Genomic DNA, 14,333 nt, shown 5'->3' with positions numbered 1-14,333 from the left:
TTCACCCTGGTCGGGCTGCCCGACAAGAGCCTCATCGAGAGCCGGGACCGGGTGCGGGGCCGACGACGGCGTCGATCCGGGCCAGTTCCTCGGCGTCGAACTCCAGGTTCCGGATGGCGGCGACGCTGTCCTCCAGCTGCCGCGGGCTGCTCGCGCCGACCAGGGCGGAGGTCACCCGGCCGCCGCGCAGCACCCAGGCCAGCGCCATCTGGGCCAGCGACTGGCCACGGGACTTGGCGATGCCGTCCAGGGCGCGCAACTGCCCGACCAGGTCCTCGGTCAGCGCGTCCCGGTTGAGGAACGGGCTGTCGCCGGCCGCCCGGGAGTCCTCCGGGATGCCGTCCAGGTAGCGGCCGGTGAGCAGGCCCTGCTCCAGCGGGGAGTAGGCGATGGAGCCGACCTGGAGCTCGTCGAGCGCGTCCAGCAGGCCCTCGCCCTCCGGGCGGCGGTCCAGCATCGAGTAGCGCGGCTGGTGGATGAGGAGCGGGGTGCCCAGTTCGCCCAGGATGCGGGCGGCCTCCCGGGTCTGCTCGGCGGAGTAGTTGGAGACGCCGACGTACAGCGCCTTGCCCTGCTGCACGGCGGAGTGCAGGGCGCCCATCGTCTCCTCCAGCGGAGTCTCCGGGTCGGGGCGGTGCGAGTAGAAGACGTCGACGTAGTCCAGGCCCATCCGCTTCAGGCTCTGGTCCAGCGAGGACAGCAGGTACTTGCGCGAGCCCCACTCGCCGTAGGGGCCCGGCCACATCAGGTAGCCCGCCTTGGTGGAGACGATCATCTCGTCCCGGTACGGCGCGAGGTCGGCCGCCAGCGCCTCGCCGAAGGCGGACTCGGCGGCGCCGGGCGGCGGGCCGTAGTTGTTGGCGAGGTCGAAGTGGGTGACGCCGAGGTCGAAGGCGCGGCGCAGGATGGCGCGCTGGGTCTCCACGGGACGGTCGGGCCCGAAGTTGTGCCACAGCCCGAGCGACAGCGCGGGCAGCTTCAGTCCGCTGCGTCCGGTGCGCCGGTAGGGCATGTCCGTGTAGCGGTCGGGGTGTGCGGTGTACAACGCGGCTCCCATGGTTCCGTCAGGTCCGTCCCCGTGTGGGGAGTCCTACTCTCGCGCGGCCCCGGGCAGCAGTCCAACAGGAGAATCCGATGGAATTCAGCGGATACGCTTCTCAATCATGGAACTGCGCCACCTCCAGCACTTCGTCGCGGTCGCCGAGGACCAGCACTTCACCCGGGCCGCCGAACGCCTGATGGTCTCCCAGTCGGGGCTGTCGGCGTCGATCCGGTCGCTGGAGCGCGAGCTGCGGACGCCGCTGTTCACCCGGACCACCCGCCGGGTGACGGTGACCGAGGCGGGCCGGGCGCTGCTGGCGGAGGCGGAGCGGATCCTGGCGCAGGTGCGGGCGGCGCACGAGGCGGTGGCGGCGGTGCAGGGGGTGCTGCGGGGCACCCTCGCGCTGGGCACCGAGCAGTGCATCGCGGGGGTCGACGCCCCCCGGCTGCTGGCCGCGTTCCGGCACCGCCACCCCGACGTGGAGATCCGGCTGCGGCAGGCGGGCTCCGGCGCGCTGGCGGAGGAGGTCGCGGCAGGACGCCTCGACCTGGCGTTCGCGGTGCCCGGTCCGGGCGACCCCGGCCAGCTGTGCTCCGTACCCCTGACCAGCGAGCCGATGACCGTGCTGTGCCACCCGAGCCACCGGCTGGCCCGCGCGGGCGCCGCCGTCGCCCCCGAGGAACTCGGCGGGGAGGTGTTCGTCGACTTCCACCCGGACTGGGGGCCCCGCCGCATCACCGACGCCGCCTTCGACGCGGCGGGGGTGCGCCGGACGGTCGCGCTGGAGGTGAACGACGTGCACAGCCTGCTCGACCTGGTCGACGAGAACCTCGGGGTCGCGGTCGTGCCCCGGCACTTCCGGCGCAAGCGGGCCTCGCTGACCGCGCTGCCGGTGAAGGGCGCCGACGCGACCGTGTACCAGACGGCGGCGCTGCTGCCTCCCCCGCGGGCCACCAGTCCGGCGGCGCGGGCGCTGATGGCGCTGCTGGCGGCGGAGTCCGGGGACGCGTGACGCGCGGCGATGCGCGATGGTGGAGCCATGCATGTCAAGGACATCCTCATCGAGGCGTACACCCGTATCCGGGAAGAGGTCCACGCGGTCGTCGAGGACCTGGACCCCGACGCCCTGAACACCCGCCCCTCCCCCGACAGCAACTCCGTCTCCTGGCTCGTCTGGCACCTGACCCGGGTCCAGGACGACCACGTCGCCGACGCCTTCGGGCTCGACCAGGTCTGGCTCTCCCAGGACTGGCAGAAGCGCTTCAACCTCGACCTGCCCCGCCACGACACCGGCTACGGGCACAGCGCCGCCCGGGTCGCCAAGGTGCGCGTCGACTCCGGTGACCTGCTCACCGGCTACTACGACGCCGTGCACGAGCAGACCCTCGGCGCGCTGCGCGGGCTGGGCGCCGGGGATCTGGAGCGGGTCGTCGACGAGAACTGGGACCCGCCGGTCACGCTGGGCGTGCGGCTGGTGAGCGTCCTGTCCGACGACCTCCAGCACGTCGGACAGGCCGCCTACCTGCGCGGTCTGCTTCAGGACGCGGACGCGTAACCCGGCAGGACGACGTCCTCGATCAGCGCGTTGCGCTCGTCGAACGGGATGAAGGCGCTCTTGAGGGCGTTCACGGTGACCGTGCGCAGGTCGTCGAGGGTCCAGCCCGCCTGCTCCACCAGCAACGCCATCTCGCGGGTCATGGTGGTGCCGGACACCAGCCGGTTGTCGGTGTTGAGGGTGACCCGGAAGCCGAGGTCCTTCAGCGCGGTGATCGGGTGCTCGGCGATGGAGGTGGCCGCGCCGGTCTGCAGGTTGGAGGTGGGGCACATCTCCAGCGCGATCCGGCGGTCCCGGACCCAGCCCGCGAGACGGCCGAGCTTGCCTGTGGCGAGGTCGGGGATGTCGTCGGTGATCCGCACCCCGTGCCCGACGCGCTGGGCGCCGCACACCTGGAGCGCCTGGTGGATGCTGGGCAGGCCGTGCGCCTCGCCCGCGTGGATGGTGAACGGCACGTTCTCGCGGCGCAGGTGCTCGAAGGCGTCCAGGTGGTCGGCGGGCGGGAAGCCGTCCTCGGCGCCCGCGATGTCGAAGCCGACGACACCGGCGTCCCGGAAGGCCACCGCGAGGTCGGCGGTCTCCCGGGTGCGGTCGAACATCCGCATCCCGCACAGCAGGGTGCCCACCCGTACCGGCGTCCCGGCCGCCGCGGCCTTCGCCATCCCCGCGGCCAGCCCCTCCTGGACGGTCTCGACGACCTCGGACAGGGCGAGCCCGCCCTTCAGCATCAGCTCGGGCGCGTAGCGGACCTCGCCGTAGACGACACCGTCGGCGGCGAGGTCGAGCACGTACTCCTCGGCGGTGCGCAGCAGGCCCTCACGGGTCTGCATCACGGCGAGGGTGTGCTCGAAGGTGGCGATGTAGCGGACCAGGTCGCCGGAGTTGGCGGCGTCGTAGTACCAGGCGGCCAGCTCGTCCGGGTCGGTGGTGGGCAGGGTGTGCCCGACCGCCTCCGCGAGCTCCACGACGGTCGCGGGGCGCGGACCGCCGTCGAGGTGGTCGTGCAGGACGGCCTTGGGGAGGCGACGGAGGGTGTCGGCGGTGGTTTCTACGCGCGTAGCTTCCATGTGCGGTCGTACTCCGGGTTTCTGGGATCTCGGGTCGTGAAGGGGGACGGCGGGGTTCTTCGGGGGGCTCAGGAGGCGGCGGGCTGGAGGAGGTCCCAGCGGTTGCCGTACAGGTCCCGGAAGACGGCGACCGTGCCGTACGGCTCGTGCCGCGGCGCCTCCAGGAAGGTCACGCCCGCGGCGAGCATCCGGGCGTGGTCGCGGGCGAAGTCGTCGGTGTGCAGGAAGAAGCCGACCCGGCCGCCGGTCTGGTCACCGACGCGGGCGCGCTGGGCGTCGCCCTTGGCGCGGGCCAGCAGGAGGGCGGTGCCCGCCTCCGGCGGACCCGCCTCCATCACGACCCAGCGGGAGCCGTCGGGGCGCGGGGTGTCCTCGGCGAGGCGGAAGCCGAGGGCGTCGGTGTAGAAGCGGATCGCCTCGTCGTAGTCGTCGACGACGAGGGCGACCAGGGCGATGCGTCTCATCGTCGCCTTCCTGGGCGGGTGGTTGACGGGAGAGGTTATACGTAAAACGTACGGCATGCCAGTCCGGGTACCGAGGTGGTCACCCGGCCGGCGCCCCCTGCCGCGTGTCCGTGCCGATCGGACGCGCAGTCCCCGGACATCGCGCAGGGCGTCGGGACGGCCCGCGAGACCCGCGTGGAGGGCGTCTCCCGGGACGCGAGGCCGACGCGGGACGTCAACCGTCGCGGCTGTGCGCCATGAGCTGCGACCAGGGCGGTCGCCGCGACGCCCAAGGCCGCCTCGACCAGGCGGCGGACGCCGGCCCCGGCACCCCGGCCGCCCGGCTGGCCGGTCAGCCCGGCCGCCCCTGAGCACCCCTCGGTTCAGCCCCCCGGTGGTGCGGTCGAGCCGCGGATGACGAGTTCGGTGGCGAGTTCGACGTGGTGGGACTCGACCTTCTCGCCGTCGGCCAGGCGGAGGGCCGTGCGCAGGGCCGCGCCGCCCATCTCGCGGAGGGGCTGGCGCACCGTGGTCAGGGGTGGGGAGGCCATGCGGGCGAGATAGGTGTCGTCGAAGCCGACCACGCTCAGGTCCTGCGGGACGCGCAGGCCCCGGGTGCGGGCGGCCTCGATGACGCCGAGGGCGATCTCGTCGTTGCCGGTGAGGATCGCCGTCGGTGGCTCCGGCAGGGTCAGCAGTGCCGCGGCTCCGCGCAGGCCGGTCGCGTACGTGAACTCCCCCGGCAGGACGTGGCCGTCGGGGACGGGGGCCCCCTCCGCCTCCATGGCGGCGCGGTAGCCGTGCTGGCGGGCCTGGTTGCAGACGGCCGTGGCCGGTCCGCCGAGGTAGGCGACGCGGCGGTGGCCCAGGGTGAGCAGGTGCCGGGTCGCGGCCAGGCCACCGGCGAAGTTGGTCGACCCGACGCTGTTGACCCGGCCGTCCGGCAGGTGCAGCGGATCCAGTACGACCAGCGGGAGCCCGGCGCGGGCCAGTTCCCTCAGGTGTGCCGCGGTGTGCACGCTGGTGACGGCGATGACGGCGCGGCGCCCGGCCGCGACCAGGTCCCGGGCCCAGTGCGGGGCGCCGGACGCCCTGCTGACCACCACCGCGGCGCCGCACCGGGCGGCGGAGTCCATGACGCCTTCCAGGGCCTCGGCGACGTACGACGTGAGGTCCCCCTTGAACTGCACCTCGATCGTCGGGCTCCCGGGTGCGCCGGAGTGGCGGACGGCAGGCGCGGGATAGTCGTGCTGGTGCAGCAGTTCCTGCACCCGGGCGCGGGTGCTCGGCGCCACCTCACCGCGGCCGTTGACCACCTTGGAGACGGTCGCGACGGAGACCCCGGCCTCCTGGGCGATGTCCGACAAGGTGGTGCGCCTGGCGTTCGGTGGCATCGGTTCCTCCCGGTCTTCCTGTTCGGTGCCGCCCGGCCCCCGAAAGGTTTCGGTCCCTGCCAGAACTTCTCGATACCCGCCCCGCTACGAGATTACGCAGGTGATCGCCTTGCACTAGGCGACTGCACGTGTCTTGACATCACATCAGCGCCAAATCTAACTTGCTCGGACATGCTCCATGAGCGAGCCGGAGCGGGCTCGATCTCGAAACGTTTCGAAACGTTTTCCTCACGACTCACGACTCACGAGTAGCCCGAGGCTCCTCGAAGGGCGGAGAACAGACATGGAGACTTCCCCCTCTCGGCGTACCCCCTCCCAGCGTGGCCTCTCCCGCCGCACCCTCCTCGGCATGGCCGCGGCCGTGCCGGCCTCCGCGGCGCTGACGGCCTGCGGGTCGTCCGGGCCCGGCCGAAGCGACGCCGGAGCAACCTACTGGTACCTCAACGGGCAGCCGCAGGAAGGCGTCCGGGCCAGCGCGGTGGACGCGTTCAACAAGGCCAACCCCAAGACGCAGATCAAGGACACCACCTTCCAGAACGACGCGTACAAGACGAAGATCAAGACCGCCATCGGCGCCGGGAAGGCGCCCACCATCATCTGGGGCTGGGGCGGCGGGACGCTGCGTTCCTACGTGGAGGCGGACCAGGTCGAGGACCTCACCCCCTGGTTCGAGCAGCATCCCGAAGTGAAGGACCGGCTGCTTCCCGCCTCGTTCGGCGCGGCGACCGTCGACGGGAAGATCTACGCGATGCCGTGCGAGAACGTGCAGCCGATCGTCCTCTTCTACAACGAGGAGGTCTTCGACCAGGTCGGCGCGGAACCGCCCGCGTCCTGGGACGACATCATGGCCCTGGTGCCCAGGTTCAACGCCAAGGGCATCGCGCCGTTCTCCCTCGGCGGGCAGTCCCGGTGGACGAACATGATGTGGCTGGAGTTCCTGTTCGACCGCATCGGCGGTCCCGAGGTGTTCCAGGCCGTCATCGAGGGCGAGAAGGACGCGTGGTCCCACCCGGACTCCCTGACCGCGCTGACCCGTGTGCAGGACCTCGTCAAGGCCGACGGTTTCGTCAAGGGCTTCTCCTCGATCGCCGCGGACACCAACGCCGACCAGGCGCTGCTGTACACCGGCAGGGCCGCCATGATGCTGCACGGCGCGTGGTCGTACGGCATCCAGAAGGCCGACGGCGGTGACTTCGTCTCCAGCGGCAAGCTGGGCTTCATGAACTTCCCGCCCGTCGAGGGCGGCAAGGGCGATCCGGGCAACGGCGTCGGCAACCCCGCCCAGTACCTGTCCCTCTCCTCGAAGGCCAGCGCCAAGGAGAAGGAGGTCGCCAAGGACTTCTTCGCGACCGGCGTCCTCCAGGACGACGAGGTGGAGAGGTGGATCGACAACGGCTCGGTGCCCGTCCGACTGGGCACGGAGAAGCTGCTGGCCGCCTCCGACAGCGCCGACTTCCTCCAGCTCACCTACGACATCGCCAGCAACGCCAAGACGTTCCAGCAGTCCTGGGACCAGGCGCTCAGCCCGACGGCCGCCGAGACGCTGCTGGACAACATCGCCAAGCTGTTCCAGCTGTCGGTCTCGCCCGAGCAGTTCGCCTCCAACCTCAACGCGGTCATCGGCACATGAGCGCGCTCACCGGTCATCCGCCGCGCCGTGAGCCGCGGAGCGTCCTGCCGTGGCTGGCGGTGCCCGCGCTGCTGGTCTTCGTCTGCTTCGCCGTCGTACCGCTCGTCGGTGTGTTCGTGCTCAGCTTCACCAGCTGGGACGGGATCGGCGACATCCACGCGTCCGGGCTGACCAGCTGGCGGGAGGTGCTCACCGACCCCGGGCTGCCGCACGCCCTGTGGGTGACGTTCCTGGTGATGGCCGTCTCCTGGGCCGTGCAGACCCCGGTGAGCATCCTGCTCGGCACGTTCCTGGCGGGCCGCCAGCGCTACCGCGCGGTATTGGGCGTGATCTACTTCGTCCCGCTGCTGCTCAGCTCCGCGGCGATCGCGCTCACCTACAAGGCCCTCCTCGACCCCAACTTCGGACTCGGCGCCGGACTGAGGATCGAGGCGCTCAGCCAGGACTGGCTGGGGCGGCCCTGGCTCGCCTTCGGGGTCGTCGTCTTCGTCGTCTCCTGGCAGTTCGTCCCGTTCCACTCCCTGATCTACCAGGGCGGCGTCCAGCAGATCCCGAAGTCCCTCTACGAGGCCGCGCAGTTGGACGGCGCCGGGCGGGTCCGGCAGTTCCTCAGCATCACGCTGCCGCAGCTGAAGTACACCATCATCACCTCCTCCACCCTGATGGTGGTCGGCTCGCTGACCTTCTTCGACCTCATCTTCGTACTGACCGAGGGCGGCCCCGGGGACGCCACCCGGGTCCTCGCGCTGGACATGTACAAGCGGGGTTTCCAGGCCAACCTGATGGGCCCGGCCAGCGCCATCGCGGTCATCCTCGTCCTGATCGGCCTCGCCCTCGCCCTGCTGCTGCGCCGGATCGGCGGCCGGGACGCCGGTGAGAGCCAGCTCGAGGGGGCCTGACCGTGACCACCACACTGGACAAGCGGCAACGGCCGCACACAGCCCCGCAGAGTGAACGGCCGAACCGCTCCCGCCCGGCGGCCCGCCGCCGCAACTGGCTCGGCGGGCTGGCCGGATGGCTCTGGCTCGTCGTCGTCGCCGTACCGCTGTACTGGGCCCTCATCACCAGCCTCAAGGTGCAGAGCAACTACTACGCGAGCAACCCGCTGGTGCCGTCGGGCGACCCCACCCTGGACAACTACCGGCTGGTCATCGAGTCGGACTTCGTCCGCTACTTCGTGAACAGCGTCGTCGTCACCGTCGGCGCCGTGGTACCGGCGGTGGTGGTCTCGTTCATGGCCGCCTACGCGATCGTCCGCGGCTGGCGGATGCGGGTCCTGCGCCAGATGAACGGCCTGTTCCTGATGGGGCTGGCCATCCCGCTCCAGGCGACGGTGATCCCGCTCGACCTGATCATCATCAAGCTGCACCTGTACGACAGCCTGCTGGCGCTGGTCCTCCCGTCGATCGCGTTCGCCATCCCGCTGTCCGTGCTGGTGCTCACCAACTTCATCCGCGACGTGCCCAAGGAACTGTTCGACTCGATGCGGGTCGACGGTGCCACCGAGTGGCAGACCCTGTGGCGGCTGGCGGCACCACTGACCCGACCGGCCATCCTCACCGTGACCATCTTCAACGCGCTGACCATCTGGAACGGGTTCCTGCTGCCGCTGGTCCTCACCCAGAGCCCCGAACGCCGGACCCTGCCGCTCGCCCTGTGGACCTTCCAGGGGCAGTACGGGGTCAACGTCCCCGCCGTGCTCGCCGCCGTCGTGCTCACCACGCTGCCGATCCTGGTCCTGTACGCGTTCGGCCGCCGACAGCTGCTCAGCGGTCTGACCGCCGGGTTCAGCCGGTGACCGTGCCACGGGAACCCGTACCGACCCCTGGGAGGAACGTGACCGCCGACCTCGCCGCGGAGCCCGCCCCCGAACTCCCCCTCTGGAACGACCCCGCCCTGCCCGTCAGCACCCGGGTCGACGCCCTCGTGGCCGCGATGACCCTCCAGGAGAAGACCGCCCAGCTGTACGGGGTGTGGGCGGGCGCCTCCGACGAGGGCGGCGAGGTCGCCCCGCACCAGCACGACATGGAGGAGGCCATCGACCTCGACGCCCTGCTGCCCAACGGCCTCGGCCAGCTGACCCGGCCGTTCGGCACCGTGCCCGTCGACCCCGCGGTGGGCGCGCTCTCCCTGGCGCGCACCCAGGCCCGCATCGCCGCCGCCAACCGCTTCGGCATCCCCGCCGTCGCCCACGACGAGTGCCTGGCGGGCTTCGCCGCCTGGGGCGCCACCGCCTACCCGGTCCCGCTGTCCTGGGGCGCCACCTTCGACCCGGACGCGGTGCGCCGGATGGCCGCCGCCATCGGACGCGACATGCGCTCCGTCGGCGTCCACCAGGGGCTCGCGCCCGTCCTCGACGTCGTACGCGACGCCCGCTGGGGCCGGGTGGAGGAGACCATCGGCGAGGACCCGGTCCTCGTCGGCACCCTCGGCACCGCGTACGTACGGGGCCTCCAGTCGGCCGGTGTGCTCGCCACCCTCAAGCACTTCGTCGGCTACTCCGCCTCCCGCGCCGGACGGAACCTCGCACCCGTGCCCATGGGGGTGCGCGAGCGGGCGGACGTCCTGCTGCCGCCGTTCGAGATGGCCGTCCGCGAGGGCGGCGCCCACTCCGTGATGCACGCCTACACCGACACCGACGGCGTCCCCGCCGCCGCCGACGAGCAGTTGCTGACCGGGCTGCTCCGCGACACCTGGGGGTTCGGCGGCACCGTCGTCGCCGACTACTTCGCCGTCGCCTTCCTGAAGACCCTGCACGGCGTCGCGGCCGACTGGGCCGACGCCGCGGGCACCGCGCTCGCGGCGGGCGTCGACGTCGAGCTGCCCAACGTCAGGACCTTCGGCGCCCCCCTCGTACGGGCCGTCACCGAGGGACGGGTGCCGGAGGCGTTCGTCGACCGCGCCCTGCGTCGCGTCCTCCGCCAGAAGGCGGCGCTCGGTCTGCTCGACCCCGGCTGGAGCCCCGTACCGAGCGCGCTCGACGGCGCGGACCACGACGACCCGGACGCCCTGCGCGGCACGGTCGACCTGGACCGGCCCGGGAACCGCCGACTGGCCCGGGAGATCGCCGAGAAGGCCGTCGTCCTGCTCGGCAACGACGGCACCCTGCCCCTCGACCGGCCGCGCCGCATCGCCCTGGTCGGACCGAACGCCGCCGAGCCGACCGCGGTCCTCGGCTGCTACTCCTTCCCCCAGCACATCGGCGTCCGCCATCCCGGGACCCCGCTCGGCATCGACCTGCCCACGCTGCGCGACACGCTCGCCGCCGAGTTCCCCGACGCCGAGATCACGGTCGCCCGCGGCACCGGCGTCGACGACGGGGACCTCTCCGGCATCCCCGAGGCCGCGCGGGCGGCGGACGGGGCCGACGTCGCCGTGGCGGTGCTCGGCGACCGCGCCGGACTCTTCGGCCGGGGCACCAGCGGCGAGGGGTGCGACGCGGAGACGCTGGTCCTGCCCGGGGCGCAGCAGCAGCTCCTCGACGCGCTGCTCGACACGGGGACGCCCGTGGTCACGGTGCTGCTCGCCGGGCGGCCGTACGCGCTCGGCCGGGCCGTGGCGGAGTCCGCCGCGATCGTGCAGACCTTCTTCCCCGGTGAGGAGGGCACGCACGCGATCGCCGGGGTGCTCAGCGGCCGGGTCAACCCCTCCGGGCGGCTCCCCGTGAGCGTGCCGCGCTCGCCGGGTGCCCAGCCGAGCACCTACCTCGGCGCGCGGCTCGCGCACGCCAGCGGCGTGTCCAGCGTCGACCCGACCCCGGCGTTCCCCTTCGGCCACGGTCTGTCGTACACGCGGTTCGCGTGGGCCGACCTGGACGTGGACGCCCCACAGGCGCCGACCGACGGCGAGTTCACCCTCGCCCTCACCGTGCGCAACACCGGCGGGCGGGCCGGGAGCGAGGTCGTCCAGCTCTATCTGCACGACCCGGTCGCCTCCGTCGTCCAGCCGGTACGGCGCCTCGTCGGCTACACCCGGGTGGAGCTGGCGCCGGGCGAGGCCCGCCGGGTCCGGGTCACGGTCCCAGCCGACGTCGCCTCCTTCACCGGGCGCGACGGCCGACGCGTCGTCGAACCCGGCGACCTGGAACTGCGGCTGGCCGCCTCCAGCGCGGACCCGGGTCTGACGGCCGGGGTCACGCTGACCGGGGCCGTGCGCCAGGTGGACCACACCCGGCGCTTCCACGCCACCTTCGAACAGCACGCCCAGGGGTGAGTCGCCGGGTGTGCGAGCCACGGGAGCAGGCAACATGACCGACATGGAGACGACGGGCCGCCGCAGCCAGGCGTGGTTCGGCGCACAGGGCCGCGGCGGGATGGTGTACCGCTCCTGGATGCGCAGCCAGGGCTTCGGCCACGAGGTGTTCGACGGGCGTCCCGTCATCGGCATCGCGACCAGCGCCTCCGAACTCGCGCCGTGCAACGTCCATCTGACCGAGGTCGCCGAAGCGGTGAAGCGCGGGGTGTGGCAGGCGGGCGGCTTCCCCCTCCAGTTCCCGACCATGGCCACCGGCGAGACGCTGATGCGCCCCACCGCGATGCTGTACCGCAACCTCATGGCCATGGAGGTCGAGGAGCTGATCCGGGCCAACCCGCTCGACGGCGTCGTCCTGCTCTCCGGCTGCGACAAGACGACGCCCGCGATGCTCATGGGCGCCGCCAGCGTCGACCTGCCCGCCGTCATGGTCACCGGCGGGCCGATGCTCAACGGCAAGTACCGCGGCCAGGACGTCGGCTCCGGCACCCATGTGTGGAAGTTCGAGGAGGACCTCAAGACCGGGCGGATGACGCCGGAGGAGTGCTTCTTCGCCGAGGGCTGCATGGCCCGTTCGCACGGCCACTGCATGACGATGGGCACCGCCTCCACCATGGCGTGCCTGGCCGAGGCGCTCGGGATGCAGCTCCCCGGCTCGGCGGCCTGGCCCGCCGTCGACGCCCGGCGCGCGGAGACCGCGCAGGCGGCGGGGCAGCGCGTCGTACGCATGGTGGAGGAGGAGCTGCGCCCCTCGCGGATCCTCACCCGGGAGGCCTTCGAGGACGCCATCCGGGTCAACGCGGCCATCGGCGGCTCCACCAACGCCATCGTCCACCTCACCGCCCTCGCCGGACGCGTCGGCGTCGACCTGGGCCCGGAGGACTTCGACGAACTGGCCCGCGCGGTGCCGACGCTGGTCAACCTGATGCCCAGCGGCAGGTACCTGATGGAGGACTTCTGCTACGCGGGCGGACTGCCCGCCGTCCTGGCCGAACTGCTCCGCGGCGGCCTGCTGCACGGCGGGCGGACCACCGTCACCGGCCGCAGCGTCGCCGAGGACGTCGCGGGCGCCGAACGCCTCGACCCGGACGTCATCACCGGCCTGGACGCCCCCTTCCAGCCGGCCGGGACCGGTACCGCCGTGCTGCGCGGCAACCTGTGCCCGGACGGGGCGGTCATCAAGCAGTCGGCCGCGTCACCGCACCTGCTCACCCACCGTGGCCCCGCGCGGGTCTTCGACTCCCCCGAGGCGTACCACGCGGTCGCCGACGACCCGGACCTCGACGTCGACGAGGACACCGTCCTCGTCATCCGCAACGCCGGTCCCCGCGGGTACCCCGGGATGCCCGAGGTCGCCAACGTGCCGCTGCCGACCAGGCTGCTCAAGGCGGGCGTGACGGACATGGTGCGGGTCTGCGACGGCCGGATGAGCGGCACCGGGTACGGGACCGTGGTGCTGCACGTGGCCCCCGAGGCGGCCGTCGGCGGGCCGCTCGCCCTGGTGCGGGACGGCGACCCGGTCGTCCTCGACGTGCCGCACCGCACCCTGCGGCTGGACGTGCCCGACGCCGAGCTCCAGCGGCGCCGGGCGGAGTGGCGGGCGCCCGCGCCCCGGTACACCGGCGGCTACACCTGGCTCTACACCGAGCACGTCGAACAGGCCGACCGGGGAGCCGACTTCGACTTCCTGCGCGGCGGCCGGGGCCACGAGGTCCCCCGCGACTCGCACTGAACCCGACCCGGCGACCCAGGAGTCCAGCCCAGCGTGCACCCGACACCAGCGCTCACCCCCGCCACCGTCCTGCCGGACGACGCCGACCGGGCCCTCCTCGTCGCCCGCGTCCACGACCCGGAGTGGGACGGGCCGTGCGTGGCCGCGGTGCGCGGCGAGCGGGTCGTCGACCTGACCGCCGTCGCGCCCACCGTCTCCGACCTGCTGGAACGCGACGACGCGGACACGGTGGTCCGCGAGGCCGCCGGTGGCCGGGTCTGGTCGTTGGCGGACCTGCTGGACGCGGCCGCGACCGGTCGCCGCGACGTCCCGCGCCTGCTCGCCCCGATCGACCTCCAGGTCATCAAGGCGGCGGGCGTCACCTTCGCCCGGAGTCTGCTGGAGCGCGTCATCGAGGAGCGCGCGGGCGGCGACCCCGGGCGGGCGGCCGAGGTACGGGAGCGCGTCAGGCAGGCGGTGGGCGGCGCGCTCGACGGGCTGCGGCCCGGGTCGCCGGAGGCGGGCAGGGTCAAGGAGCTGCTGGTCGCCGAGGGCCTGTGGTCGCCGTACCTGGAGGTCGGGATCGGGCCGGACCCGGAGGTGTTCACCAAGGCCCCGGTGCTCTCCGCGGTCGGCACGGGGGCCGACGTCGGCGTGCTCGCCGACTCGGTGTGGAACAACCCGGAGCCCGAGGCCGTCCTCGTCGTCGACTCCCGGGGCCGGGTGCGCGGCGCCACCCTCGGCAACGACGTCAACCTCCGCGACGTCGAGGGGCGCAGCGCGCTGCTGCTCTCCCGCGCCAAGGACAACAACGCCTCCTGCGCCGTCGGGCCGTTCGTACGGCTCCTCGACGACGGGTTCGACCTGGACGCCGTACGCGCCCTCGACATCGGACTGCGCGTCGACGGCGCGGACGGCTACGTCCTCCGGGGGCGCAGCTCGATGCGCGAGATCAGCCGCGACGTGCTGGACCTGGTGGCCGCGACACACGGCGCGCACCACCAGTACCCGGACGGCTTCGTGCTGTTCACCGGCACCCTGTTCGCACCGACCGAGGACCGGCGGGCGCCGGGCGCGGGCTTCACCCACGAGCACGGTGACGTCGTACGGATCTCCAGCCCGCCGCTCGGCGCCCTGGTCAACACCGTGGTGCCCAGCGAGCGGGCGGAGCCGTGGTCGTTCGGCGTGCGCGCGCTGCTGCGCAGCCTGGCCCGCCGGGGCGTGGTGTGACCCGTCGTCG

The 14,333-nt window shown here is 72.7% G+C and carries 12 protein-coding genes; 8 read left to right on the top strand and 4 right to left on the bottom strand.

What is annotated here, in order from left to right:
* Positions 1-31 precede the first annotated feature (31 nt).
* Positions 32-1,045, bottom strand: a complete 1,014-nt coding sequence (gene mgrA, locus ABZ659_RS23190; RefSeq protein WP_360223420.1) for an L-glyceraldehyde 3-phosphate reductase — start codon at positions 1,043-1,045, stop codon at positions 32-34.
* Between the two features lie 118 nt (positions 1,046-1,163).
* Between mgrA and ABZ659_RS23185 the strand changes: the two genes are divergently transcribed.
* Complete coding sequence (locus ABZ659_RS23185; protein ID WP_360223269.1) at positions 1,164-2,054, top strand: LysR substrate-binding domain-containing protein; 891 nt, start codon at positions 1,164-1,166, stop codon at positions 2,052-2,054.
* Positions 2,055-2,081: 27 nt separating this feature from the next.
* Positions 2,082-2,597: a DUF664 domain-containing protein gene (locus tag ABZ659_RS23180; RefSeq protein WP_360223266.1), complete on the top strand. Its 516-nt coding sequence runs from the start codon at positions 2,082-2,084 to the stop codon at positions 2,595-2,597.
* Here ABZ659_RS23180 and ABZ659_RS23175 read toward each other — a convergent pair.
* The 3 genes from ABZ659_RS23175 to ABZ659_RS23165 form a co-directional block, all read right to left on the bottom strand.
* Complete coding sequence (locus ABZ659_RS23175) at positions 2,579-3,664, bottom strand: adenosine deaminase (RefSeq protein ID WP_360223263.1); 1,086 nt, start codon at positions 3,662-3,664, stop codon at positions 2,579-2,581. The genes ABZ659_RS23180 and ABZ659_RS23175 overlap by 19 nt on opposite strands.
* A gap of 68 nt (positions 3,665-3,732) precedes the next feature.
* Positions 3,733-4,128 carry a VOC family protein gene (locus tag ABZ659_RS23170; protein ID WP_360223260.1) on the bottom strand — a complete coding sequence of 132 codons (396 nt, stop codon included), beginning with the start codon at positions 4,126-4,128 and terminating at the stop codon, positions 3,733-3,735.
* 362 nt (positions 4,129-4,490) lie between these two features.
* Positions 4,491-5,501 carry a LacI family DNA-binding transcriptional regulator gene (locus ABZ659_RS23165; RefSeq protein WP_360223257.1) on the bottom strand — a complete coding sequence of 337 codons (1,011 nt, stop codon included), beginning with the start codon at positions 5,499-5,501 and terminating at the stop codon, positions 4,491-4,493.
* 349 nt (positions 5,502-5,850) lie between these two features.
* On the opposite strand from ABZ659_RS23165, the gene ABZ659_RS23160 reads away from it, so the two are divergent.
* The 6 genes from ABZ659_RS23160 to ABZ659_RS23135 are packed head-to-tail and all read left to right on the top strand — an operon-like array spanning position 5,851 to position 14,323.
* A complete protein-coding gene (locus tag ABZ659_RS23160; protein WP_360223254.1) occupies positions 5,851-7,131 on the top strand; it encodes an extracellular solute-binding protein in 1,281 nt (426 codons plus the stop codon).
* Positions 7,128-8,030, top strand: a complete 903-nt coding sequence (locus ABZ659_RS23155) for a sugar ABC transporter permease (protein ID WP_360223251.1) — start codon at positions 7,128-7,130, stop codon at positions 8,028-8,030. The genes ABZ659_RS23160 and ABZ659_RS23155 overlap by 4 nt, the downstream gene beginning before the upstream one ends.
* 2 nt (positions 8,031-8,032) lie before the next feature.
* Positions 8,033-8,929, top strand: a complete 897-nt coding sequence (locus ABZ659_RS23150; RefSeq protein ID WP_360223248.1) for a carbohydrate ABC transporter permease — start codon at positions 8,033-8,035, stop codon at positions 8,927-8,929.
* Between the two features lie 38 nt (positions 8,930-8,967).
* A complete protein-coding gene (locus ABZ659_RS23145; protein WP_360223245.1) occupies positions 8,968-11,343 on the top strand; it encodes a glycoside hydrolase family 3 N-terminal domain-containing protein in 2,376 nt (791 codons plus the stop codon).
* A 34-nt stretch (positions 11,344-11,377) separates the two neighbouring features.
* Entirely contained in the window at positions 11,378-13,114 is a 1,737-nt protein-coding gene (locus ABZ659_RS23140; protein ID WP_360223242.1) for an IlvD/Edd family dehydratase, read from the top strand.
* Between the two features lie 33 nt (positions 13,115-13,147).
* Entirely contained in the window at positions 13,148-14,323 is a 1,176-nt protein-coding gene (locus ABZ659_RS23135; protein WP_360223239.1) for a fumarylacetoacetate hydrolase family protein, read from the top strand.
* Positions 14,324-14,333 lie beyond the last annotated feature (10 nt).

The sequence above is a fragment of the Streptomyces sp. NPDC006997 genome (genome assembly GCF_040635175.1).
GTDB lineage: Bacteria > Actinomycetota > Actinomycetes > Streptomycetales > Streptomycetaceae > Streptomyces.
The sequence above is the reverse complement of the archived record's forward strand: the minus strand, read 5'-3'. Positions and strand labels throughout refer to the sequence as shown.